Genomic DNA, 21,716 nt, shown 5'->3' on the forward strand with positions numbered 1-21,716 from the left:
ATCCGAACTTTGTCACTCCCGCCTATAAAAACTTGCGATGGTGTTTTTTGCCGTCATAGGTGAACCAGATCGGTTTATCTTCCACACGGGTCTCTACATGCACTGTGCGTCCCCAGAGACGGTACAGATACGGAAGCGTGCGCTCCATGTATTTCAGATCCAACTCGATGCCCTCATACTGATGTTTCAATACGAGTTCGCCTGTACGCAGATAGTCTGCATCCTGTACGACCAAATAAGGAGAGCCGCCGTTAATGCGGGAAAATACAAGCTGGTCACGGATGTTTTCCCAAGACTTGTCGGTAATTTTCCAGTCGGGACCTTTTTTCTCAAACACGTAGAGGTCGAGGTCCTCGGTTAACTTTTTGGTCATGTAGTTACGGATGAACGAGGTATCCGAGTCGAACTCGCGCACTTCGAACATTTTGGCCCGGCCTTGCCCAGGCTGACGTCCCCAACGTTCCTGTTCCTCGCGTGTCGGATGATCCCAGCGCCGCTCGATATCTTCAAAGATTTTCAGTCCCAGGTAATATGGATTCAAACTCTGCTTGGACGGCTGCACAACGGAAGAATTCAGCTTGGCAAATTCGATGGTATCCTCACTACTTAGATCGAGTTCGCGTATAATACGTTGATGCCAGTACGAAGCCCAGCCTTCGTTCATGATTTTCGTTTCCATCTGAGGCCAGAAATAGAGCATTTCCTCACGCATCATACTCATAATATCCCGTTGCCAATCGGTGAGCACCTCGGAGAACTCTTGAATAAACCACATAATATCCTTCTCCGGTTCGGGTGGGAAATGGTGCACCTGCAAACTGTCCGTGGACTTTTCCTCAGTTTGCAGATTGTCGAGCGACCACAGGTCGTCATATTGACCTTCCGGTTTAGGGGCTTTATCACCACGCTGTTCGCGGATCTTCATCTCCATGTAACGTTGTTTGTCTAGGTGCCGCGGTTTAATGAGCTGTGGGTCCACATGTTCTTGAATGGCAATTACCGCATCGATGAAGGATTCAACGGCTTCTGTGCCATATTCCATCTCATAATTGCTGATCCGATCTGCCGTAGCTGCCATACTCTCGACCATATTGCGGTTGGATTTGGAGAAGCGGGCATTGTTTTTGAAAAAGTCGCAGTGTGCGAGTACGTGGGCGACGATTAATTTATTCTGAATCAAAGAGTTGCCATCCAGCAGGAAGGCGTAGCAAGGGTTGGAGTTAATAACGAGTTCATAAATTTTGCTCAGGCCAAAATCGTATTGCATTTTCATCTTGTGAAACGTTTTGCCAAAGCTCCAGTGGCTGAACCTTGTTGGCATGCCGTAAGCACCAAAGGTGTAGATGATATCCGACGGGCAGATCTCGTAGCGCATCGGGTAATAGTCGAGGCCGAATCCATCGGCAATCTCCATAATTTCAGCAATAGCGTATTCCAGTTCGCGGATTTCATCGGTCATCCCAGGCTGCCTCCTTCTCTTTTTTGAAAAAAGCTGCGGAGCGCTTTGTACACCTCGCCTTTTTCCTTGATGACGTAATACATAAACTGATCCATCTTAATGTGGCGATAGGCGGACATGAGTGTACTGCTGCGGTTGTATTGGTTCACTTCACCGTAACCAAACATGTTGCTGCGCTTCATTAATTCCCCGATCAGCTTCACACAACGCTCATTATCCGAGGTCAGGTTATCGCCATCCGAGAAATGGAAGGGGTATATGTTGTAACTGTTAGGCGGGTAACGTTTATCGATAATATCCAGTGCCTTCATATATACAGAGGAGCAGATCGTACCGCCGCTCTCGCCACGAGTGAAAAATTCCTCTTCCGTCACTTCTTTGGCTTCCGTGTGGTGAGCCAGAAACACAATTTCGACTTTCTCATACTGACGACGAAGAAAACGCGTCATCCAGAAGAAAAAACTGCGGGCGCAATATTTTTCAAATGATCCCATCGACCCGGATGTATCCATCATGGCGATGATGACGGCATTGGACTGAGGGATGATTTTGTCTTCCCACGTCTTGTAGCGGAGATCATCCGGACTGATGTGATGAATGCCCGGATTGCCCGTGGTTGCATTGCGGCGCAGGTTCTCCAGTATGGTTCGTTTCTTATCGATGTTAGACTGCATGCCTTTTTTGCGAATATCGTTGAAGACCACGGTATGTGTCTCGATCAAATCTTTATCCTTTTGTTTCAGATCCGGCAATTCCAGTTCGGCAAAAAGAATATCTTCCAATTCCTCAATGCTGACCTCAGCTTCCACTATGTCATGACCTGGTTGATCGCCAGCTTTTTCACCCTTGCCCGGCTTCTGGGACGCAGGATCACGGCCAATGACATCGCCAACCTGACTGTCACCGTCCCCCTGACCGACATGTTTTTGTTTCTGGTAGTTATACACGAAACGGTACTCATCCAGACTGCGAATGGGTACCTTGATGATTTGTTGTCCATCGGACATGATAATATTTTCTTCGGTGATCAAATCAGGCAGATTTTGCTTAATGACATCTTTAACCTTTTGCTGATGGCGCTGCTGGTCCTGGTACCCTTTGCGGTGAAGCGACCAATCTTCCCGGGATACGACGAACGAGTAAGGCTGGTGTGAATTTGACATGTAGGCACCCCCCATTGATTACGCGGCACAGTTTGGCCTGTCGGTAATTAAGTATATTCACGGGCGGGGACGATATGTGATGCGATCTCAACTAAAATGAATGAAATACGCTGCAATTGCCTTAGGATAGGCTGGAGCGAGGTACATGTTTAAATTTTACAAAAATCATGATCATATGTGATATCTTTCCTTTACAATAGAGAAAAAGGTCTGATTCTGAGCATCGAGCCCTGATGCATGTAAAGGAAGGATTAAGTGTGGATAAACGTGCAGTAAAAGCCTGGATTACGTATGACTGGGCCAATTCGGCTTATGCTACAACCGTGCTTGCGGCGGTGCTACCTGTATTCTATGCTTCTGTTGCTGCGGCAACATTGGATAAGGATACGGCAGCTTCTTACCTTGCTTATACACACTCTATTGGAATGTTGTGTGTGGCGCTGTTAACTCCGCTGCTAGGAACACTGGCTGATCTATCGGGACGAAAAGGGGACTTCCTGCGAGTTTTCGCGATAACAGGAATTGTGTCAACGCTGGGATTCAGCGTGATCGGAGAAGGAGACTGGTTGCTTGCGTCTACCCTGCTCGTGTTGTCTACGATTGGTTTTGCCGGGGGGAATACATTCTATGATGCCATGTTACCGGATTTAGTTCCTGTAGAACGAAGAGACATGGTGTCCTCCAAAGGTTATGCCTATGGTTATATCGGCGGGGGGTTACTGCTTGCAATCAATCTGTTAATGATTCAGCAACCGGACTGGTTCGGCATGCCGAGTACACTTGCAGGTACGCGACTTGCATTCATTTCAGTTTCGATATGGTGGCTACTGTTCTCCCTTCCCATCTTCCGCTATGCACCTAGAAGGCCAGTCTCGCCTGAGTTGCCTGCATCCGTAACAGGTTATGCAAAGGTTGGCGTACGCAGATTACGGCAAACCTTCGGTCAGATCCGGCGTTTTCCACAGTTGCTTCGGATGTTGGTCGCATTCTGGTTTTTCAATGACGGGATTAATACCATTATTCTGATGGCCACAATCTATGGAACAAGCATTGGCATTGGTACATCGGATTTGATGTTGGCGCTACTAATTACGCAATTCATCGGTTTCCCGTGTACACTGCTTCTAGGTGCTTGGGCGCAGCGGTGGGGAGCAAAGCAGGTGTTATTGGTAAGTTTAAGTATTTATATTTGTATCGTTATACTTGGCTACTTTATGACCCAAGCTCTGCACTTTTATGTGCTCGCAGGGTTGGTTGGCGTTGTGCAAGGGATTAGTCAATCGACGGCACGTTCCTTGTTTAGCAATCTGATGCCGGCTGCACGAACGGGGGAGTATTTTGGATTTGTTAACATTACAGGGAAGTTCGCTTCGATCTTTGGGCCATTTGTATTTGGTTACGTGGGACAGATTACAGGTTCTACCCGCTGGGGCATTCTGTCACTGATCTTCTTTTTTGTAGCAGGCATTGCGGTATTATTAACCGTGAAGGTACAGAAAGGAATGCAGGATGCTCAGTCAGCCGACCAGGAAGAGTTGGAACGTATGCAAGGCCTAGGTATGGCTGGAAAAGGGAAGGATGTTACCTTTACCGGATAAGTTTAGTCTGGTTTCAATTGGTTAGGTTAGATTAGGTCAGCTTGGTTTAGATAAGATGGATATGGTCATTGTGTCGTATCGGTTATTGATTATCTCGGTCTCCGGATTCTGTTTATCTCATAACAGGAACTGGAGGCTTTTTTGCATTGTTGCGTACTTAGATCATTGGCAAGTGAATAAATTATGAAAAGGTGAAAATAAAAGATTGACATGATACATTTTGTATCATAGAGTAAAGGTATAAATACATATTGTATCTTAGAGTGTCGAAATTCCCTGTCATTTCCAAGGTAATGATCATCCGGTCGATCCGATCCCACGGCATAATTTTATAAATTTACAGAGGAGAGGCTGCCATTGATAGATACGCAAGGAAACGGACTTGTCTTTTTATTATGCATTCCCCGCAGTGGCAGTTCGTTATCTACCGTTATGCTGCAAAATCATAGTCGCATATTTGCCACGCAGGAGATGTGGTTTCTGATGAATCTCGTCGATTTGTCCAAAGCCGACTCTCGCGCTTACGGTGGCAGTTCCATCATCCGTCAATTTTATCAAGCGATGGTGTCCGAAGATATTTTCGAAAAGGCGTGCAGAAGCTTTGCTCTTGAAATATATAATGGATTTCTGGAAGGGAGCGGAGCAGACTTCATCGTTGATAAATCTCCGCGTTATTATTATATGCTTGAATGGCTGGATCGATTGTTTCCGCAGTCCAGACGCATTCATCTTCAGCGTAACCCCCTTTCTGTAGCGGCATCCTTTAAAAAAGTAAATCGCCATACCGGCGAAGGTTTTGATCTGATTCAGAGTCTGAATCATTCGAAACTCAATATGAAAGCCGTAGACCTGACACTTGGTCTAACTCGATTAAATGATTATTTTGCAGAGGCTCATCCTTTGGCCTACGAATTAAAATATGAACAGCTCGTTATGAAACCTCAGGAAGAACTGGAGAAGTTATGTGCTTTTCTAGGCATTACTTATGAACAAGGCATGGAGCGATATGGTCAGTTTGTGGATAGTACGAAATCTGACATGTTCTATAGTATGGGCGTCGGGGACCCCTTCCTCTCTTCACATCAGGAGGCACATCAAGATTCTGTTAACAACTGGAAAAACATACTCGAGCGGCAAGAAGTTGAACTGTATTGCCGTGTACTCGGTGCGAACCTGTTCCACCGGATGGGGTACAGTGAACAGCTACAAGAAGCTGAAGATTGGACGGGAGTCCAGTTTCAGGCAGAGCCGGATACAGAGGTATTGGAGCGGCTCAAGCAACAGCTAGTACTCGCAACGGAGTGTCGTTGGCAGCCAAATTACCGCATGGATGCGCCGATGAATGGAGCCAAGGATCGGTCTCCGATCCACAGCGGCAGTGAGGAGAAGGAAAGCGCCAAGATGGACCCGTCACTAGCCGCTATGGCCACGATCAGACAATTGCAGGCAGCTCTTCGCGCAGCGGATCAGCGGCTGGAACGTGGGTATACGGAGCGGGAACGTTTGAAGAAACAGCTACATGCTGCCCATAGCAAATTGCAACGAATCAAATCATGGATACCATTTGGTCATCGAATTAGCGCATGGGCATCCCAGCGCAAGATCGTTCGGGGAGGAAAGTCATGAGCGCCATAGCCGGAATCGTACATACAGAAGGTCAGCAAGCACTATGGGAGGACAGCTGGCGGCTCTACGCAAGTCTTGGACATATCCCGGCAGATACAACGGGGGTATGGAAAGGGGATGAAGCGTTTCTTAGTTGCCATGCTCAGTGGATTACGCTGGAGTCCGTAAACGAGAAATTGCCTCTCTATGATGAAGAAAGTCAATTGACCATTACTTCAGATGCCATTTTGGATAACCGTGAGCAATTGGCCGATCAGTTGCAGATTTCACGAGCAGAGCTGGCTGGACTGGCGGACAGCGAACTGATTCTCCGTGCATACCATCGCTTTGGAGAAGATGTAGCTGGTCATCTACTAGGGGACTTTGTATTTGCGATCTGGGATGAACGCCGCCGCATGTTGTTTGCTGCGAGGGATATTACGGGCATGCGGGCATTTTATTACCGACATGACGGTTCGCGATTTGCCTTCTGTACGTTAATGAAGCCATTGCTTGAGCTTGGAGGGGTGCAGAAGGCACTTGACGAAAACTGGCTATCCGAATTTCTGGCCATCCCTGATATGCACGATTCGGCGGATATTCATTCCACGGTGTATCGCGGAGTGAACCAGTTGCCCTCTGCGCATACGCTGACGTTTCGAAACGGGAGGATCGAACTCAGGCAATATCATCGCTGGGATGATGTCGAACCGCTTCGACTCAAATCGGATGAAGACTATGTAGAAGCTTTTCGTGAGGTGTTTAGCCAAGCCGTAGGTTCGCGCTTACGAACGCATAGACAGGTTGCAGCGGCATTAAGTGGTGGACTGGATTCAGGAGCTGTTGCGGGTTTTGCTTCCGGAACGCTCCGGAGTCAGGGGAAGCAGCTACAAGCTTACAGCTACGTGCCTGTTGCGGATTTTACGGATTACACGTCGAAAACGTTGCTAGCAGACGAGCGACCATTTATTCGTTCCACCATTAATCACGTAGGCAATATCTCGGAAAACTATCTCGATTTTGAAGGACGCAGTCCGCTCAGTGAAGTGGATACGTGGCTGAACATGATGGAGATGCCTTATAAATACTTTGAAAATTCATTCTGGATCCGTGGATTTTATGAAAAAGCGAGTGAGCAGGATGCCGGTATTTTGCTGACAGGCGCACGTGGCAATTTTACGATCTCATGGGGACCTGCACTTGATTATTACGCTAGTCTACTGAAAAGTGGCCGATATTTCCGCTGGTTCCGTGAGATGCAACAGTACAGCGAACGAACAGGGATGGCATTCTCACGCATCGCCCGTATTACAGGCCGTAAAGCGTTCCCAGACTGGTTCAAAGGAAATAACAAGGGGACAGCTCAGCCTGCAGGAGCACAGCTGATTCATCCAGATTTGGCCCGGAGAACAGGCGTGCTGGAGCGACTTAAATCTATCCTTGTACTCCAGGGCGGAGCCCGAGCCGATGCACTACAGGTGCGAGCCGACAAGTTCAACAATCTAGCGATTGCAAATAAAAATGGGGCCGTCGCCACCAAATGTTCCCTTCGTTACCGCGCATGGGAACGCGATCCCACAAGTGATCCAAGAGTGATCCGATTTTGTCTCTCCGTACCGATTGAGCAATATGTAAGACAGGGAACGGATCGTTCCCTCATTCGCCGAGCTACATCACCGGAATTGCCGGACAAAGTGAGGCTTAATCAGCGTGTACGGGGCGTACAACCTGCGGACTGGCTACACCGTATTTTGCCTGAATGGCAGACGTTTACCTCGGAACTGCAAACCTTGTGTTCTGACAGTCAGGTTGCCGGCATATTAAACACGGATCGGATTAAATCAGCTCTGGCTAATTTTCCAAGTCCCAGGCCCGAACTGGCATCCCATCCGGATTTGCGTTTGATGATGCACAGTTTAATTGTATACCGCTTTATTCAGAAGTTTTGATCCAAGGCAAACGTATACGCTCTTGAAAGGAGGTGAAAACGATGCAAAACGAAAAAAAGGAATGGCAAGCACCCGTTCTTGAAGTGTTGGATGTGAATGAAACGATGGCAGGGGTAGGATACAGACAAATCGACTGGATCACTGTTCACGATGCCGACATGTACGATCCAACGTCCTAATTTTGTAGTTTCCCCAGCTAGTTCATACTTAAAGGGCGGAAATGCAACCAATCCAGCTTTTTCGCCTCCGCCCTAATATTGAGCTTGTGAATATCAGGGCTTTTTTCATATCTATAAATGAAGGAGGCGCCTTTATTGTTGCCTTTGTACTATGAAGCTTATGGTTTACGCTGGTTGAGTCAGATTCCGATGCCTGAGTTGCAGCGCGCAACTCTGACTGCTGAAACGCAGCAGGATGTCGCTGATGTACAGATCGAGTCTTTTGATCTGGCAGGGTTATGGGAGAAATGGGATGTTGGTAGCGACAACTTTGTGGCGCGAGACGGTTGTCTTTTTTTCAGAATAGAAGATACGGGTCTTTTTTTCATGGAGCATGGCAAAAGAATCGTTGTCTCTCAAGTATCTGGTGCCGATCCGAAAAAAGTCAGGCTGTTTATCCTCGGGACATGCATGTCCGTGATTATGATGCAGCGTGGTATTCTTCCTCTGCACGGAAGCGCAGTTGTGATTGATGGTTGGGCCTACGCGTTCGTTGGGCATTCTGGCGCGGGAAAGTCTACGTTGTCGGCGGCACTAGCCTCACGCGGATATCCTCTTCTCACCGATGATGTGGTAGCCTTGAACTGGGATGCTGGAGGCAGAGCGATCGTATCCCCCGGATATCCCCAGCAGAAATTATGGCAACCCAGTCTGGAAGGCTTCGGAATGAAGCAGCAGGATTATGCAACGGTACATGCTGAAATTACGAAATACGCCATACCGGTTCAGCACTACTTTCACGAGAGGGCTGTTCCACTTGGGGGAATCTACGAACTTGTACCTGAGCCGGACCAGGAATCTGGTTCTGTGCATTTGCAGGAGGTAAGTGGTCTGGAACGTCTGCACTTGCTCTGCTCTCATACCTTTCGCGGTGGACTGGTGAATCGCCAAGGACTCGCTCAATGGTTGTTTGAAACAGCTTCAAGACTTTCAGCCAGTGTGGAGATTAACAGAATTAGCAGAACGGGGCACCATTTTACAGCATTTGAAATGGTGGATCGGATCATTAATCATATACGCAAAGGAGTGCAGATAGAAATATGACAGCAATTACACCTATCGATGCGAATGACGTCGTAATCCAGAAGGATGGCAACTTGGTCAGTGATATGGGTGGCGAAAAGGTGATGATGAGCATCAGTTCCGGGAAATATTACAATCTGGGAAGTACAGGCGGACGAATCTGGGAACTGATTGCAGAAGAGAGAACGCTGAATGAATTGATTGAGACGCTTGCTACAGAATATGACATTCAGGCAGAACAATGCCGTGATCAGGTTGTGGCTTTTTTGGAACATCTCTCACGTGAAGGTTTAATCAACATTTCGCGCGGAGTGTAGGAACATGTTTCGTAAAGTGAAGTCCTATTTCTCGCTTCCAGGTACGATAAGGCGTTTGGTATGGGAAGCTTATATCCTGCTAGGATGGGCTAGAGTGCAAAAGGCAAGACCGTTTGCCAAAATTGCTCCGAGGCTTGGTACACCTATGGTCGAAACACCTGTTACTGGATTGAATCGGACTCAAGTGGCGGAAATAAGAAACATATCGAAAGCCGTTATGATTGCTAGTAAATATACGTTTTGGGAAAGCCAATGTCTTGTTATGGCGATAGCTGCAATGAAAATGCTGGAACGGCGTAATATCGCGAGTACATTATATATGGGTACCGCAAGGAATAAGCAAGGACAACTGATGGCACACGCCTGGCTACGAAGTGGAAAACTGATCGTAACTGGAGCAGATACGATGGATCAATATACGGTCGTCGGCGTGTTTGGCAAACGATGTCCTGAGAAGGGATCTGGAGAGATTGTCTATGACGCATGAAACTGAACTGTATTCCACAGGGTTTCCGAAGGAGCTCAAGCTAATCTTGAGCCTGCTTAGAGATGATCTGGCAGATCTGACTTCCGAGGAGATCAAGGGCCGACTGCACGAGATGGATTGGCCACTTTTTTTACAACTTGTGGTCCATCATCGTCTGTATTCTATTATTTATGTGAAATTAAAAATGCTGGATCTGCGGTTTATTCCCGAAGCAGTTTTAGGGAGTTTGAAACAGCAGTATACGATTAATACCTTCCGTATGTTACATTTAACAGCCGAGATGGAGCAAGTGTGTGGAGCATTTCGGGAGCGTGGCATTCGCACGATTACACTGAAAGGGCCTGCTCTGGCTCATGATTTGTACGGAGATGTGTCCATGCGGACTTCGAAAGACCTGGATATTTTAATTCCAGTTCAGAATGTGGAGGAAGCTGGGCGTATTCTTGTCAACCTTGGTTACCAGTGCAAAGAAGGAGAAAGGGCGCTTACTTTTCGTAGCTGGAAGTGGCGGGAGCATCATATCTGTTATGTTCATCCGGTCAAACGTACTCAAGTGGAGATCCATTGGCGGCTTAACCCTGATTCTGGCCGGGAAACGGAGTTTGAACTATTGTGGAAACGAAGCCGATTCAGTTCGTACACCCAGACACCTGTACGTATGCTTGAAAGAGAGGATTTATGGGTTTATTTAGTGACGCATGGTGCAAGACACGGCTGGTTCAGACTGCGGTGGTTACTGGATATCGATCAGATGATTCGTTCGATGCCGCTCGATATGAAAAAGGTAGAACGTCGTTTGAAAGCAGAAGGGCGTCTAGCCATCGGTTCCCAGACATTACATCTCGTTTCGGATCTGTTGCATACCCCGCTGGGCGATTCGTATTTATCGATTATGGCTACGCGTGAGCGCATGGGAAAGCGACTGGCGAGAGAAGGCGCGCTGTTTATGAACGAAATGTTAGACAGTCCAGAAGAGCTACACAACTATTCATCATATTTATTCTCTCTTCGTAGTACGAGGCAAAAATGGTTTTTCTTTATTGAGCGGTTATATCCAAGTACTTGGGACGTGCATCAATTCCCGCTACCACGTTCCCTGTTTTTTCTGTATTTTCCGTTACGTCCATTTCTCTGGTTCTGGCGGCGCTTCAAAAAAAGCACGATGGCAGAGAGGGGAAAGGTATGATCTCCGAGTTAAATTATTTCATGCGAAAACTGCATCATATTTCTGGGCCTATTTTATATTGGAATCTGCTAGCTATGATCTTGATTGGTTTAATGGAAGGAATCGGCATATACATGCTTGTTCCTATGTTAAGTTTAATTGGTGTTTTTGAGATGGGCTCTTCTGGTATACATATCCCCTGGTTAACGGAGCTACTCCACCGATTCTCGGAAAATGGTCAATTGCTACTTGTTTTACTGGCTTTTGTATTTATCCTCTCAGGACAGGCATGGATGCAGCGACTGCAGACGATCCGCAATACCCGTATTCAGCAGCAATTCATACGAACGCTGCGCTTGGAAACCTACAGTGCATTACTTCGGGCACGGTGGTCTTTTTTTCTCCAAAAACGAAAATCCGATTTCAACCATATATTAACCACAGAACTTGCCAGGGTAAGTCAGGGAACAAGTCTAGTCCTGCAGATGGCAGCCTCGCTGATTTTTACAGCGATTCAGATTGGGCTGGCTTTCTGGTTATCCGCAAAGCTCACAACGCTTGTACTTGTCAGTGGTTTGTTGTTATTTGTATTACTAAGAAAGTTTGTTAGGCGTGCCAAACAGATTGGAGATCAGACTTCCGAATTCTCGCAGAGCTACTACTACGGGATCACGGAGCATTTCAACGGAATTAAGGATATTAAGAGCAATATGCTGGAAAGTTCGCATATCCGCTGGTTTGATCGCATATGTAGCCAAATTGAACGTAATGTGGTGCAGTTTAGTCAATTAAATACAGGTACACAGCTCATTCATCGGGTGTCAGCGGCGATAATCATTGCGGCGTTTATTTACCTTTCTTTACAGGTGATGTCGGTGCCACCAGCCAACCTGTTATTAATTATTTTGATTTTTTCGCGATTATGGCCAAGGTTTACTGCGATTCAGTCTAATCTGGAGTACATTAGTTCAATGTTGCCGGCATTTCGGATCGTGAGAGAGTTGAAGGATCAAACGGAGAAAAACTGTGAGATCCGTGAATCAAGGAAAGAGATAGGTACACCTGCTTCCCAGCCTATTGCTCCAATCGATCTGGTAAAAAGCATCGTGTGTGAGGATGTGGATTACCGTTATGAGGGAAGTGACACGTATGCATTAAAGAATGTGCAAGCATGTATTCCTGCTCAAGGTATGACTGCTATTGTTGGGAAGTCGGGGGCTGGTAAAAGCACATTTGTTGATCTGATCATGGGTCTGGTGAAGCCTGAGAGTGGTCGTATCCTGATTGATGGAAAACCCTTGACTGAGGAACAGTTATTGAACTGGAGAAGTTCGATCGGGTATGTCTCACAAGATCCTTTTTTGTTCCATACCAGCATTCGTGAGAACTTACGTCTGGTTGATCCGGATGCAAGTGAAGAACAGATGTGGCGGGCACTCCAATTTTCTTCTTCCGCTTCATTCGTTCGCAAGCTTCCGCAAGGTCTGGATACCATTATAGGTGATCGTGGCATACGCCTGTCCGGTGGAGAGCGTCAGCGTCTTGTACTGGCTCGGACCATGCTTCGTAACCCTTCTGTACTGGTACTGGATGAAGCCACAAGTGCACTGGACAGTGAAAATGAACAGCATATCCATGAAGCGATCGAACGATTAAAGGGACACGTCACAATTATCGTCATTGCACATCGACTCTCCACGATCCGAACAGCAGACCGTGTCATCGTTTTGGAAGAAGGGCGGGTCATCCAAGAAGGCGGATATCAGCAATTATCTATGGATTCGTCAGGCACTTTCAGCAAACTGCTTCATATGCAAGCTGGTGCTGCTGGACAGTAAACCATAAATTGTATTCTTATTAACGAATTAAAGAGAAGCGAGTGTTACTAGAATGAAAAAAGGCGTGCCGCAGAGGGACGCCTTTCATATCTTTATTATTTCTTGAATTGAATTAATAAGTCAGAGATGAGTTGGTCTGTACAGGAAGATGTAAGGCACCGATTCGTTGCAGATGTTGCACAATTTCTTGAACAGCTTCCTCAATGTTGCATTGTTCGGTATCAATGACGAATGAAGGGGAGGTTGGAATATCGTAGGGAGCAGATATACCAGTAAAATGAGGGATTTCACCTTTGCGAGCTTTTTTGTAGAGTCCCTTGGGATCACGCCGTTCACATTCTTCAATAGAACAACGAACATAGACCTCAATGAAATCCTCCGGTTCAAACAGCTGCCTGACCATCTCCCGATCCTGTGCGTGGGGGGAAATGAATGCCGAAAGCACAAGTAGTCCCGCATCTACCATCAACTTGCTTACTTCTCCGATTCGACGCAGGTTTTCCTGGCGATCTGCAGCGGTGAAACCGAGATCCCGATTCAATCCATGCCGTACATTATCACCATCAAGCACATAACAGCGAACACCTTGTTCATGCAGGGTTCTCTCCAGTGCAAAGGCAATGGAGGATTTGCCCGCTCCGGATAAACCTGTAAACCATATCGTGCGACTGCGATGACCGTTGTTATTCTCCCGATCCTGTCGATTTAGACTCGATGCTTGCCAAGTAATATGACGATCTTCCTTCGACATGTTATCCCACCTCTTTTCAACTAATCCTATGTATAATATTTTAACATATTTGCTAGATTATAGACCATGAAAATTATCCGCCAAAGAAGCGTGAACCGTCTGTATATCGGGTATAGATGTTATACACAGAGAGCAGGAGGACAAGATCATGAGTGACAACATTCAAAATATTCAGGTAGGGTTCATATGCCCTGATTGCGGGCAGGAAGTGAACACCTATTTTGTGCAGCAACAAGTGAACACAGTTCGCTGCGAAGGCTGCAATCGGGCTTATACACTCATGAAACCGACGATCGGAGATGAAATTTTGCTGGATTGGGAGCAGGAGGCTCTATATCATAAATTACGTGCAGAACGCTCTGAAAAGGACAATCATAACATGTCAGCACTCATCATCAAAGTGATAGAGCTTCTAACCTGGAGGGATCAAGGGGACGGTCAGACTCGTGCAATCCAGACGGTAAAAGATTGGCTGGCTACCAGCGGTAAACCTCAGACTTTACTTGAGCTTTTCCATCAACCAACGCAGTCCTCACGCGAGAATAAACGGATATAACGCTAATGATTACATAATATAGACGCTCTTGCGGCATATTACCTGAAGGTGTTTGTGACCATTAAACAAACTGAAATTTCAGGGACAGGAGCGGATAACATGAAGCGAACGGTGCTATATCTGCTGCTCGGCTTGTTCACCATTAGCATGCTGGCATCGCAGGCAGAAGCATCTCCCATTAATGGAGCATACCACTTTGGCTTTAAAAAAAGTCAGAATGGCGAACTGCCTTCCATTGATCAGGAAGGTTTCAAGTCTATTTTGGAGCATAATCATGCCATTTTCTTGGGGGATACCAAACAAAAGGAACTGTATCTGACTTTTGATAATGGGTATGAGAATGGGTTCACACCTGCAATACTGGATGTGTTGCGAGCGAAGAAGGTGCCGGCAGCTTTCTTTGTTACAGGACATTATTTGAAGGATCAGCCGGATCTTGTCAAACGTATGGCTGCCGAAGGGCACATTGTCGGGAACCATTCCTGGAGTCATCCGGACATGACTCGAATTTCCAATACACAAATTAAAGAGGAACTGGAAAAAGTGAAATCTGAAGTGCACCGTCTCACGGGGCAACAGGCTACATTTTTGCGGCCACCTCGCGGTATTTTCAACAATCGTACACTTGCTGAGAGTTATGCTCAGGGATATGTCAATGTGTTTTGGTCTGTAGCCTATAAGGATTGGGACACGAATGTACAGCGTGGTGCACAGTATGCTCATCAACAGGTGCTGAAACAGCTTCATCCGGGGGCTGTCATCTTGCTACATTCCGTTTCGAAAGACAATACGGAGGCACTTGGAGCAATCATTGATGAGGCACGCAAGCAAGGTTATGCATTCAAAAGTCTGGACGATCTGAAGACCAGAACCTATTAACGATCAGATCAAGCGGGCAAGACGAGCATGGATTAAGTTAGTTTTAGTTGAGGTCTGGGTATCAAAGAAAATAAGCTTATTTAGTTGTCATCCCCAACCAAATAAAGGACATGCCTAGCAATCTGCTGAGCATGCCCTTTATTTGTTGTTACCATTCGTCCTAATGAATCGTGTTATAGATTATTCCGGTCGTTTTGGGTCCGCAATGACTGCAAACGACGCAACCTGCCGTAGTTAATTCTACGCGCGCTCCGGTTTGCTCCTGCAGCGTCTTTTTCAGGTTTAACGCATCTTCCTCAGCCATGGTATGAACAACGATCACTAAATCCCGATCAATCTGTTCTTTATTGCTGAGCGTATTTTGCAACATTTGTTCCAGCGCCTTTTCTCGTTTACCGCGTACTTTGTAGGCGGGGGACATCTTACCATCGGTTACCCGAATGACGGGACGGATTTTAAGTAGGCTACCAATCAGATTTTGCATACCGGAGCAACGTCCGCCTTTATACAAGTATTCCAGAGTATCGATAACAAACTCTGTACGCACCGTTGGTTTCATGGCTTCAATCTGTTGCGTAATCTCAGCCAGCGTTTTTCCTTGTTCTGCTGCATACACAGCTTTCATTACCATCAAGCCAATGCCTGAGGAGAGATTTTTGGAATCCACTACAGAGATGCGCCCCTCTGGAAATTCAGAACTGGCGAGCAGAGCGTTCTGATAGGTTGAAGAAAGCTCTGAAGATAAGGAGATGTAAAAAATATCGTCGCCTTGTTCTATGTAAGGTTGAAATGCGGTCATGAAATCAGCGGGTGAAGGTGCTGCTGTTTTGGGCAGAGAACCATGGCGACTTACACGTTCGTACAATTGCTCCGGTTTGATCTCTTGTCCGTCCTTCAGGGATTCTCCACCAAACACCACATACAAAGGAATGATGCCGATTTCGTACTGCTGGATCCACTCCGGAGCCAGATCACTGGTGCTGTCCGCAAAAATTTTAATTCGTGGCATGTCAATCTCCTTTTGAATTCAAATATTTGGTCATTCATATGTTAAGTATAACGGGGCAAAGGTTAAGCCACCTAGCTTAATTATAAAGAACCGGGGCTCTCAAGGAAAGCATTACGTCAAGTATATACCGCCAAGTACAAGCACTGTGAAAAACAAAATAAGTAGTCCACTCAGAATCGTGCCAATAACGGCAAAGACTTTCTTGCGATTTTGGAGCGCTAATCCAATAATCCCAAGAATGAGGCCGATGAGATTAAAAACCAGGCAGACAAGAAAAGCCAAAGAACCTAGAACGAATGCCGGATGAATAGCGAGTTCTTCCCGGCTGATTGACGATCCGAGGAGTTCAATGGAGTTATTCAGTACAAGAGACATCAACACAAATGTTACGAGATGCCCTAGAAAACCAACCAGTCCAATAACAAAACTTGCGATCCCCGGCCCTGAATGTTTGAGAGGTATTCCATTGATTTCTGCTGATTCTGGCGGGAGTGTATAGTCATCTGAGTTTGGTGAATTGTAATTATTCATAAGGGTACACTACCTCCTTAAAAGATATCATGATTTGTATAGGATACTGAATGTTTATTACCCTGTATAGTGTCCAGCGATTCTAGATTAGATATTCATAAGGCATTTCTTTTACTTTAGAGCTTGAATTCGCTACAATATATGGAGTAATGGCGTTCGAAACGAATCAAGGGAGAGAGTGGATATGCAACGGAGATGGATGATGCTTGGAGCCGTATTAACGATGTTGTCGGTGGCTATTGGTGCATTCGGTGCACATATGCTTAAGGACAAAATTGGTGCAAGTGCAATTGCTACATACGAAACAGGGGTACAATACCACATGATTCATGCGCTTGCTTTGCTAATTGTAGGATTAACTGCTGGGCAGCTCGGAGCATCAACGAAGCTGAAATGGGCAGCGCGTTTGCTTTTCGCGGGTATCATCATTTTTTCAGGAAGCCTCTATGTACTTAGCATCTCGGGTATCAAAATTTTAGGAGCGGTCACACCGATCGGTGGCGTAGCTTTTATTGCTGGCTGGCTGCTGTTTGCAATGGATGTCTGGCAACGGGGCAAGACCAGTCTGTAGCAGTCTTTGTTACAAGAATAATCGTATAACAAAAGCAACCTGTGCCCGAATGTTTACCGCATTCCAGATCAGGTTGCTTTTTTTGTTTGAATCTTTAAGGCTACAGTAAGAACTCATCTATTTCGTTTGTTCTGAATGTGTAAACTTGTTTTTCATCCACATGATAAATGCTAACCACATTGTTATCCCGATCAAAATTAAGTATTCGACAAGGAATGCTCTGATGTTTGCCATGTTTGTTGTTTACGACAATTCGGGTGAGGCGATTTTCTTTAATTAAGGATTCAATCCAGGCATCGAACGAATTCGAATCAGCGACATGGGAAGTGTCTGCAGTAGACTTTTTCTTGTCAACTTTTGAATTTGATTCCTTGGCAACGGATTGTTGTGGTTGTGATTTGGACGAAACCGAATCAACGATCTGGTCTGACTTGTTGGAGTTTAACTGTGCGTTGGAAAATTGTGGTGAATCAAGGAAATTCTGATTAGAGTCAGTAGAACCTGTTTTAGCCTGAGTCATAGCTTCAATGATTTGACCAAGCACAATTCCGGAGTGAATCCGAAAGTCCGCAATTTGTTCTTCTTTGTTTATGAACTCGATCAGGGACTGCAGTGCCAATGCATTTGAACGGCTCTTAATAAGTATATCGACATTAAATAAATAGCCGACGTCATCTTGATTGGATAAGGTTTGTTTCATTCATCCCAGCCCCGTTAAATAATGTGTAAGCACGTATGTACTCTAATATACTATAGCACTAATATGATGGAAATCATAGTACCAAAGACTTAGAAATAGGTTAATTTTAGAACTCAGAATGATCCTTTGTTTTCCTCATATATTCTTCTTTTTTCATCCCGTGATCAAACCTTTTGCAGGCTTCATGAACCTGACCTACAACTATAATTTAGTAATCAGGACAGGAAGAAGCAGGGGGAATAGGGCATGAACATTTCATATCAGAATCGATTGAGATACGTATATAAGGTCACTTCGTCACGAATCCGCAAAGCGAATTATCATCTGAATTTAACGTACCATGACGCCTCGATAAACGGAGAACTAGCAGCAATTGGAAACCATCAGGTGTTTCGATTCATTGATCAGTTACGTTCACAGAAAAGAATGGAAGAGCAGTGGATAGAGATTCAACATGAACTCCGACGCGTCAAAGCCTTGAAGACGACAGTTCAGCATAAACGAACGCTCAAAAAACTGCATGAGGCACAGAATAAACTCAAATTTGTTCCTGATTATCTGCTCGTCGTCATTGAAACGAATAAGGACTATGATCGCTTAAACTCTTCCAAAGGATTTAGTCTCAACGGTACAAAGTACAAACGTTTGATGGCTACCACTGGAGGGGCCAAAAGTTCAACCGTCATCTACGTAAGCGAGGATATTCACTTGCCACTGGAACGGAGATTGAATAATGGAAGAAACCCGGATATGGAGTTGGTCCCAGCCAAATTGGAGGCTTACAAAGCTCTGGCTTGTAGCACCAGTACTCCAGTCTCTCATCCAGAGCAAGTGCTGGTTATACCTGACTGTGTCACAGAATTTCGTGCAGACATTATTCAGATTGATGACTCCAGGACGGAATATCCTCAGGTAGAAAAGAAAAACGATCACCCCATACAATTGAATATGAGTGATGGATTCGGTTTGATCTCACCCGCTCTTAGCAAGTTATGGGCCGAAGAACTTGGTCATGCCTATATTCCGAGTGGTTTCTGTATTCGTAACAGTTTCTGCAAAGGTATGGTGTTTACATTTGATTATCATGAATTTGCCGATCGGGTCGCGGGTCATTACATGGTCGTGGATGCCTGGGGCGAGTCTGTAGATATACGCGAAGTGGATCTGATTATAACAACGTCTATGCTGAAGCTTTGGCAAGCATACAGCGGTATAAATGACTATTTGTTATGTTGTGGTTATCACGGATACACCTTCAGCGTAACCAAAGTAACACCGGAACAATTAGAGGATGAACGACATCTGAACTATCAGTTCATACAGTCGCTACAGCTCAGTGACAACGAAATTGATGAGCTGATCTCTCCGACAATAAGTACCATCCAAGACGTACTTGGACAAGATTATCGCAAAGCACTTTTATTTCTGAAAGGTATCCATATTCAAGAGCGAGATTATCTGCATAGTCCAGATGATTATATTAAAGGTCTGATGGTTGAATCCGGATTAATGGACGATCCATTTGTAAAACACAAAATCCATAACCTCATTCGAAAACGAATGAATGAAGCTAAGATTGGAGTTTTACGTGTTAAAGGAAATTTCAGCATTATTTCTGGAGATCCGTATACGTTATGTCAGAGTATGTTTGGTCTGCCTTTGACGGGCTTGTTACAGTCGGATAAGTTTTATTCCCAATACTGGAATGAAAGACAAGTCCGTCAAGTCGCCTGTTTCAGAGCTCCGATGACCTGTCATAACAATATTAAAATACTTCGTTTCAGCCATACCGAAGAGATGCAACATTGGTACCGGTATATGAACACAGTGACGATATTAAATTCATGGGATACAACAACTCATTCTCTCAATGGTGCAGATATGGATAGCGATCAGGTCTTGACTACCGATAATGCGACGATCCTTGGTGCAATCCAAGAGTTAGAGGCCATTGTGTGCGTACAAAAAACATCAACCAAAAAAATTCCGACGGAGAGTGACCTCATTCAGGCGAACAAAGACAGTTTTGGCGATCTGATCGGTTTTACGACCAACAAGATTACATCGATGTTTGATGTTTTAGCTAGCTATGAGCAGGATACCCCTGAATATAAGGAGATGATGTACAGGATACAATGCGGCCAGCATTATCAGCAGAATGCCATTGATCAGGCCAAAGGGATTGAATGTAAACCTATGCCTAAACACTGGTATGATATCCGCGTTGCTGTACAGGATGAGAATGCGTTGAAACTGGTGGCGGATAAAAAGCCTTATTTTTTCATCTACAATGATCCAGAGCAAAAGAAGGAATATAACACCTATATCGACAAAACCAATCAGAAATGCTTGCAACGGTTTGGGATGACGGTGGAGGAGTTAACAGCCACCCAAGAGCAAGGCGGCTCTGCTGAAATGGTACACTTCTTGCAACAATACGAACAGAGAATGCCCGTATCTGTGGCTCCTTCTGTCATGAATCGTTTATGCAGACGCGTAGAGAAGCAGTTGGATGAAATCAAGTTCCGAAACGCCGAAAATGGTTTTGATCATGATATTCTGAAAACTTCCAAAAAATACTCGCAAACACGGTACAAGGAGATACAGAAGTTGTATCAGAGGCACAATGAGGAACTTCGAAACTACATGACCCACTCTCGCAAGAGCAAGGTGAACAAGGAAGAACGATCCGCGAGGTGGCAGGTTTTTGTTTCACGTTTCAAGGAGCAGGCATTGGAGATATGTAACAACGAAGAAGATCTCTGTAACATGATTGTGGATATGTGTTATCGCCGAGCAGATCAATCCAAACAATTTGTATGGGACGTATCCGGTGAGCAGATCATTCGCAATCTGTTGCATCGCAACAGGCAGATCATCCATTATCCAGTTGTGGCGGAGGCGACGGGGGAATTCGAATATGCGGGCAAGACTTTTAGGATGACGTCTGTTGAAGTGAGTGAGGTTACTTCATGAAGATGATTCTGAACGAACGACAGCACGCAGAAGAAGCACTCGAATATGGAAAGATGGATAAAAAGCCGACGAAAACATTGGTGTGTATAGCTAAATATGAATTTGAGCAAGGATATACCCCTACCGAAGTACAACAGATGTTAGATGGTTTTATGTCGCGTAATTATGCGGATTATAATGCTGTGCAATGGGATGCATACTTAACACGGGTTGTTAACCAAACCGCAAACTGGATCAAAAAGAGAAAAGAAGAACTTAAAAGTACAATGATTGAGATTGAAAACATTCCTGTTACGGTAACAGAACTTCAAAAGATTAAAGAACTCCGCAGTATTCGCCTGGAGAAGTTGGCATTTGTTATGTTGGTATACAGTAAGATTAACAATCTTATTCATGAAACTAAAGCGTATTGGATAAATAATGATCTCAAAGAGATATACAGTGATTGCGAAATGGCTGTTAGTAAAAAGGATCAGGGCTTATTAATCTATAAATTGATTCAAGAGGGGTATCTTAAAGAAAGCAAACGAGTGGATTCAACGAATGTCCAAGTTTTATTTGCTTCTGAAGAGGATACGATTGCTTTTTATGTAAAGAGGTTTGATGATTTTGTACTTGAATACCTACGTTGGAAAGGCGCCAACATCAAGAATTGTATAGTTTGTGGACGGAACATACATGCCAAATCTAATCGTATGAAGTATTGCAAAAAATGCAAGAAGGATAAGAGGAACTAGACGTGCAGAGTCATGATTCCCAATAAATAATGAATGAAAAACCGTGATCACCGGATCATGGTTTTTTTTGTTAGAAAATGAGTTTTTTCATCATTAGAAAACGCTTCTCAGCTCAGTCGTACCAAAGCTTTCAGCGATTGTTGAAAATTTTGTTTAGTGATACACAAGGAGAGACTTACCACTA

At 45.1% G+C, this 21,716-nt stretch carries 20 protein-coding genes; 14 read left to right on the top strand and 6 right to left on the bottom strand.

Annotated features, from left to right (window positions below; all coding sequences use genetic code 11):
* Window positions 1-22: 22 nt before the first annotated feature.
* Together BLQ13_RS12495 and yhbH are read right to left on the bottom strand one after the other, a co-directional pair.
* Window positions 23-1,459: a SpoVR family protein gene (locus BLQ13_RS12495; protein ID WP_090919979.1), complete on the bottom strand. Its 1,437-nt coding sequence runs from the start codon at window positions 1,457-1,459 to the stop codon at window positions 23-25.
* Window positions 1,456-2,622, bottom strand: a complete 1,167-nt coding sequence (yhbH, locus tag BLQ13_RS12500) for a sporulation protein YhbH (RefSeq protein ID WP_090919982.1) — start codon at window positions 2,620-2,622, stop codon at window positions 1,456-1,458. The genes BLQ13_RS12495 and yhbH overlap by 4 nt, the downstream gene beginning before the upstream one ends.
* 257 nt (window positions 2,623-2,879) lie before the next feature.
* Here yhbH and BLQ13_RS12505 point away from each other — a divergent pair, with 257 nt between their 5' ends.
* The 9 genes from BLQ13_RS12505 (at window position 2,880) to BLQ13_RS12540 (ending at window position 12,822) form a co-directional block, all read left to right on the top strand.
* Window positions 2,880-4,220: an MFS transporter gene (locus BLQ13_RS12505; protein WP_244159304.1), complete on the top strand. Its 1,341-nt coding sequence runs from the start codon at window positions 2,880-2,882 to the stop codon at window positions 4,218-4,220.
* 357 nt (window positions 4,221-4,577) lie between these two features.
* Window positions 4,578-5,846 (top strand): sulfotransferase family protein, encoded by a 1,269-nt coding sequence (locus tag BLQ13_RS12510; protein WP_090919989.1) that lies wholly within the window; start codon window positions 4,578-4,580, stop codon window positions 5,844-5,846.
* Window positions 5,843-7,774 (top strand): asparagine synthase-related protein, encoded by a 1,932-nt coding sequence (locus tag BLQ13_RS12515; protein ID WP_090919992.1) that lies wholly within the window; start codon window positions 5,843-5,845, stop codon window positions 7,772-7,774. The genes BLQ13_RS12510 and BLQ13_RS12515 overlap by 4 nt, the downstream gene beginning before the upstream one ends.
* A 41-nt stretch (window positions 7,775-7,815) precedes the next feature.
* Window positions 7,816-7,953, top strand: a complete 138-nt coding sequence (locus tag BLQ13_RS28285) for a paeninodin family lasso peptide (protein ID WP_123065008.1) — start codon at window positions 7,816-7,818, stop codon at window positions 7,951-7,953.
* A 135-nt stretch (window positions 7,954-8,088) separates the two neighbouring features.
* Window positions 8,089-9,036 (top strand): phosphoenolpyruvate carboxykinase (ATP), encoded by a 948-nt coding sequence (locus tag BLQ13_RS12520; protein ID WP_090919995.1) that lies wholly within the window; start codon window positions 8,089-8,091, stop codon window positions 9,034-9,036.
* Window positions 9,033-9,332: a lasso peptide biosynthesis PqqD family chaperone gene (locus BLQ13_RS12525; protein WP_090919998.1), complete on the top strand. Its 300-nt coding sequence runs from the start codon at window positions 9,033-9,035 to the stop codon at window positions 9,330-9,332. Before BLQ13_RS12520 ends, BLQ13_RS12525 begins: the two co-directional genes overlap by 4 nt.
* Window positions 9,333-9,336: 4 nt before the next feature.
* On the top strand, window positions 9,337-9,819 hold the full coding sequence (locus BLQ13_RS12530) for a lasso peptide biosynthesis B2 protein (protein ID WP_090920000.1): 483 nt from the start codon (window positions 9,337-9,339) through the stop codon (window positions 9,817-9,819).
* Window positions 9,809-11,005, top strand: a complete 1,197-nt coding sequence (locus tag BLQ13_RS12535) for a nucleotidyltransferase domain-containing protein (protein WP_090920002.1) — start codon at window positions 9,809-9,811, stop codon at window positions 11,003-11,005. The genes BLQ13_RS12530 and BLQ13_RS12535 overlap by 11 nt, the downstream gene beginning before the upstream one ends.
* A complete protein-coding gene (locus BLQ13_RS12540) occupies window positions 11,002-12,822 on the top strand; it encodes an ABC transporter ATP-binding protein (protein WP_090920005.1) in 1,821 nt (606 codons plus the stop codon). Before BLQ13_RS12535 ends, BLQ13_RS12540 begins: the two co-directional genes overlap by 4 nt.
* 112 nt (window positions 12,823-12,934) lie before the next feature.
* Here BLQ13_RS12540 and cysC read toward each other — a convergent pair whose 3' ends face one another.
* On the bottom strand, window positions 12,935-13,573 hold the full coding sequence (gene cysC / locus BLQ13_RS12545; RefSeq protein ID WP_090920009.1) for an adenylyl-sulfate kinase: 639 nt from the start codon (window positions 13,571-13,573) through the stop codon (window positions 12,935-12,937).
* A gap of 148 nt (window positions 13,574-13,721) precedes the next feature.
* Here cysC and BLQ13_RS12550 point away from each other — a divergent pair, with 148 nt between their 5' ends.
* Together BLQ13_RS12550 and pdaA are read left to right on the top strand one after the other, a co-directional pair.
* Window positions 13,722-14,129: a hypothetical protein gene (locus tag BLQ13_RS12550; RefSeq protein ID WP_090920012.1), complete on the top strand. Its 408-nt coding sequence runs from the start codon at window positions 13,722-13,724 to the stop codon at window positions 14,127-14,129.
* A 99-nt stretch (window positions 14,130-14,228) separates the two neighbouring features.
* The gene (gene pdaA, locus BLQ13_RS12555) at window positions 14,229-15,008 is read left to right on the top strand and encodes a delta-lactam-biosynthetic de-N-acetylase (RefSeq protein ID WP_090920015.1); all 780 of its coding nucleotides are present in this window, start codon (window positions 14,229-14,231) and stop codon (window positions 15,006-15,008) included.
* Between the two features lie 160 nt (window positions 15,009-15,168).
* Here the strand turns inward: pdaA and BLQ13_RS12560 are convergent, their stop codons facing one another.
* Both BLQ13_RS12560 and BLQ13_RS12565 read right to left on the bottom strand, forming a co-directional pair.
* Window positions 15,169-16,017, bottom strand: coding sequence for a DegV family protein (locus BLQ13_RS12560; RefSeq protein WP_090920018.1), 849 nt, complete (start codon window positions 16,015-16,017; stop codon window positions 15,169-15,171).
* 111 nt (window positions 16,018-16,128) lie between these two features.
* The gene (locus BLQ13_RS12565; RefSeq protein ID WP_090920020.1) at window positions 16,129-16,548 is read right to left on the bottom strand and encodes a hypothetical protein; all 420 of its coding nucleotides are present in this window, start codon (window positions 16,546-16,548) and stop codon (window positions 16,129-16,131) included.
* A gap of 184 nt (window positions 16,549-16,732) precedes the next feature.
* On the opposite strand from BLQ13_RS12565, the gene BLQ13_RS12570 reads away from it, so the two are divergent.
* A complete protein-coding gene (locus BLQ13_RS12570; protein ID WP_090920023.1) occupies window positions 16,733-17,119 on the top strand; it encodes a DUF423 domain-containing protein in 387 nt (128 codons plus the stop codon).
* Between the two features lie 100 nt (window positions 17,120-17,219).
* Here BLQ13_RS12570 and BLQ13_RS12575 read toward each other — a convergent pair whose 3' ends face one another.
* Window positions 17,220-17,819: a hypothetical protein gene (locus BLQ13_RS12575; protein ID WP_090920026.1), complete on the bottom strand. Its 600-nt coding sequence runs from the start codon at window positions 17,817-17,819 to the stop codon at window positions 17,220-17,222.
* Between the two features lie 246 nt (window positions 17,820-18,065).
* On the opposite strand from BLQ13_RS12575, the gene BLQ13_RS12580 reads away from it, so the two are divergent.
* Window positions 18,066-20,795, top strand: coding sequence for a hypothetical protein (locus BLQ13_RS12580; RefSeq protein ID WP_090920029.1), 2,730 nt, complete (start codon window positions 18,066-18,068; stop codon window positions 20,793-20,795).
* Window positions 20,792-21,532, top strand: a complete 741-nt coding sequence (locus BLQ13_RS12585) for a hypothetical protein (protein WP_090920032.1) — start codon at window positions 20,792-20,794, stop codon at window positions 21,530-21,532. Before BLQ13_RS12580 ends, BLQ13_RS12585 begins: the two co-directional genes overlap by 4 nt.
* Window positions 21,533-21,716 lie beyond the last annotated feature (184 nt).

The sequence above is a fragment of the Paenibacillus polysaccharolyticus genome (assembly GCF_900102085.1).
Taxonomy (GTDB): Bacteria; Bacillota; Bacilli; order Paenibacillales; family Paenibacillaceae; genus Paenibacillus; species Paenibacillus polysaccharolyticus.

Bases quoted from the DNA above. Each gene is read 5' to 3' on its own strand.
- BLQ13_RS12540 (WP_090920005.1), top strand. From the start codon at position 11,002: ATGATCTCCGAGTTAAATTATTTCATGCGAAAACTGCATCATATTTCT.
- BLQ13_RS12550 (WP_090920012.1), top strand. From the start codon at position 13,722: ATGAGTGACAACATTCAAAATATTCAGGTAGGGTTCATATGCCCTGAT.
- BLQ13_RS12565 (WP_090920020.1), bottom strand. From the start codon at position 16,548: ATGAATAATTACAATTCACCAAACTCAGATGACTATACACTCCCGCCA.
- cysC (WP_090920009.1), bottom strand. From the start codon at position 13,573: ATGTCGAAGGAAGATCGTCATATTACTTGGCAAGCATCGAGTCTAAAT.
- BLQ13_RS12575 (WP_090920026.1), bottom strand. From the start codon at position 17,819: ATGAAACAAACCTTATCCAATCAAGATGACGTCGGCTATTTATTTAAT.
- BLQ13_RS12535 (WP_090920002.1), top strand. From the start codon at position 9,809: ATGACGCATGAAACTGAACTGTATTCCACAGGGTTTCCGAAGGAGCTC.
- pdaA (WP_090920015.1), top strand. From the start codon at position 14,229: ATGAAGCGAACGGTGCTATATCTGCTGCTCGGCTTGTTCACCATTAGC.
- BLQ13_RS12530 (WP_090920000.1), top strand. From the start codon at position 9,337: ATGTTTCGTAAAGTGAAGTCCTATTTCTCGCTTCCAGGTACGATAAGG.
- BLQ13_RS12585 (WP_090920032.1), top strand. From the start codon at position 20,792: ATGAAGATGATTCTGAACGAACGACAGCACGCAGAAGAAGCACTCGAA.
- BLQ13_RS12495 (WP_090919979.1), bottom strand. From the start codon at position 1,459: ATGACCGATGAAATCCGCGAACTGGAATACGCTATTGCTGAAATTATG.
- BLQ13_RS12525 (WP_090919998.1), top strand. From the start codon at position 9,033: ATGACAGCAATTACACCTATCGATGCGAATGACGTCGTAATCCAGAAG.
- BLQ13_RS12515 (WP_090919992.1), top strand. From the start codon at position 5,843: ATGAGCGCCATAGCCGGAATCGTACATACAGAAGGTCAGCAAGCACTA.
- BLQ13_RS12570 (WP_090920023.1), top strand. From the start codon at position 16,733: ATGCAACGGAGATGGATGATGCTTGGAGCCGTATTAACGATGTTGTCG.
- yhbH (WP_090919982.1), bottom strand. From the start codon at position 2,622: ATGTCAAATTCACACCAGCCTTACTCGTTCGTCGTATCCCGGGAAGAT.
- BLQ13_RS28285 (WP_123065008.1), top strand. From the start codon at position 7,816: ATGCAAAACGAAAAAAAGGAATGGCAAGCACCCGTTCTTGAAGTGTTG.
- BLQ13_RS12560 (WP_090920018.1), bottom strand. From the start codon at position 16,017: ATGCCACGAATTAAAATTTTTGCGGACAGCACCAGTGATCTGGCTCCG.
- BLQ13_RS12580 (WP_090920029.1), top strand. From the start codon at position 18,066: ATGAACATTTCATATCAGAATCGATTGAGATACGTATATAAGGTCACT.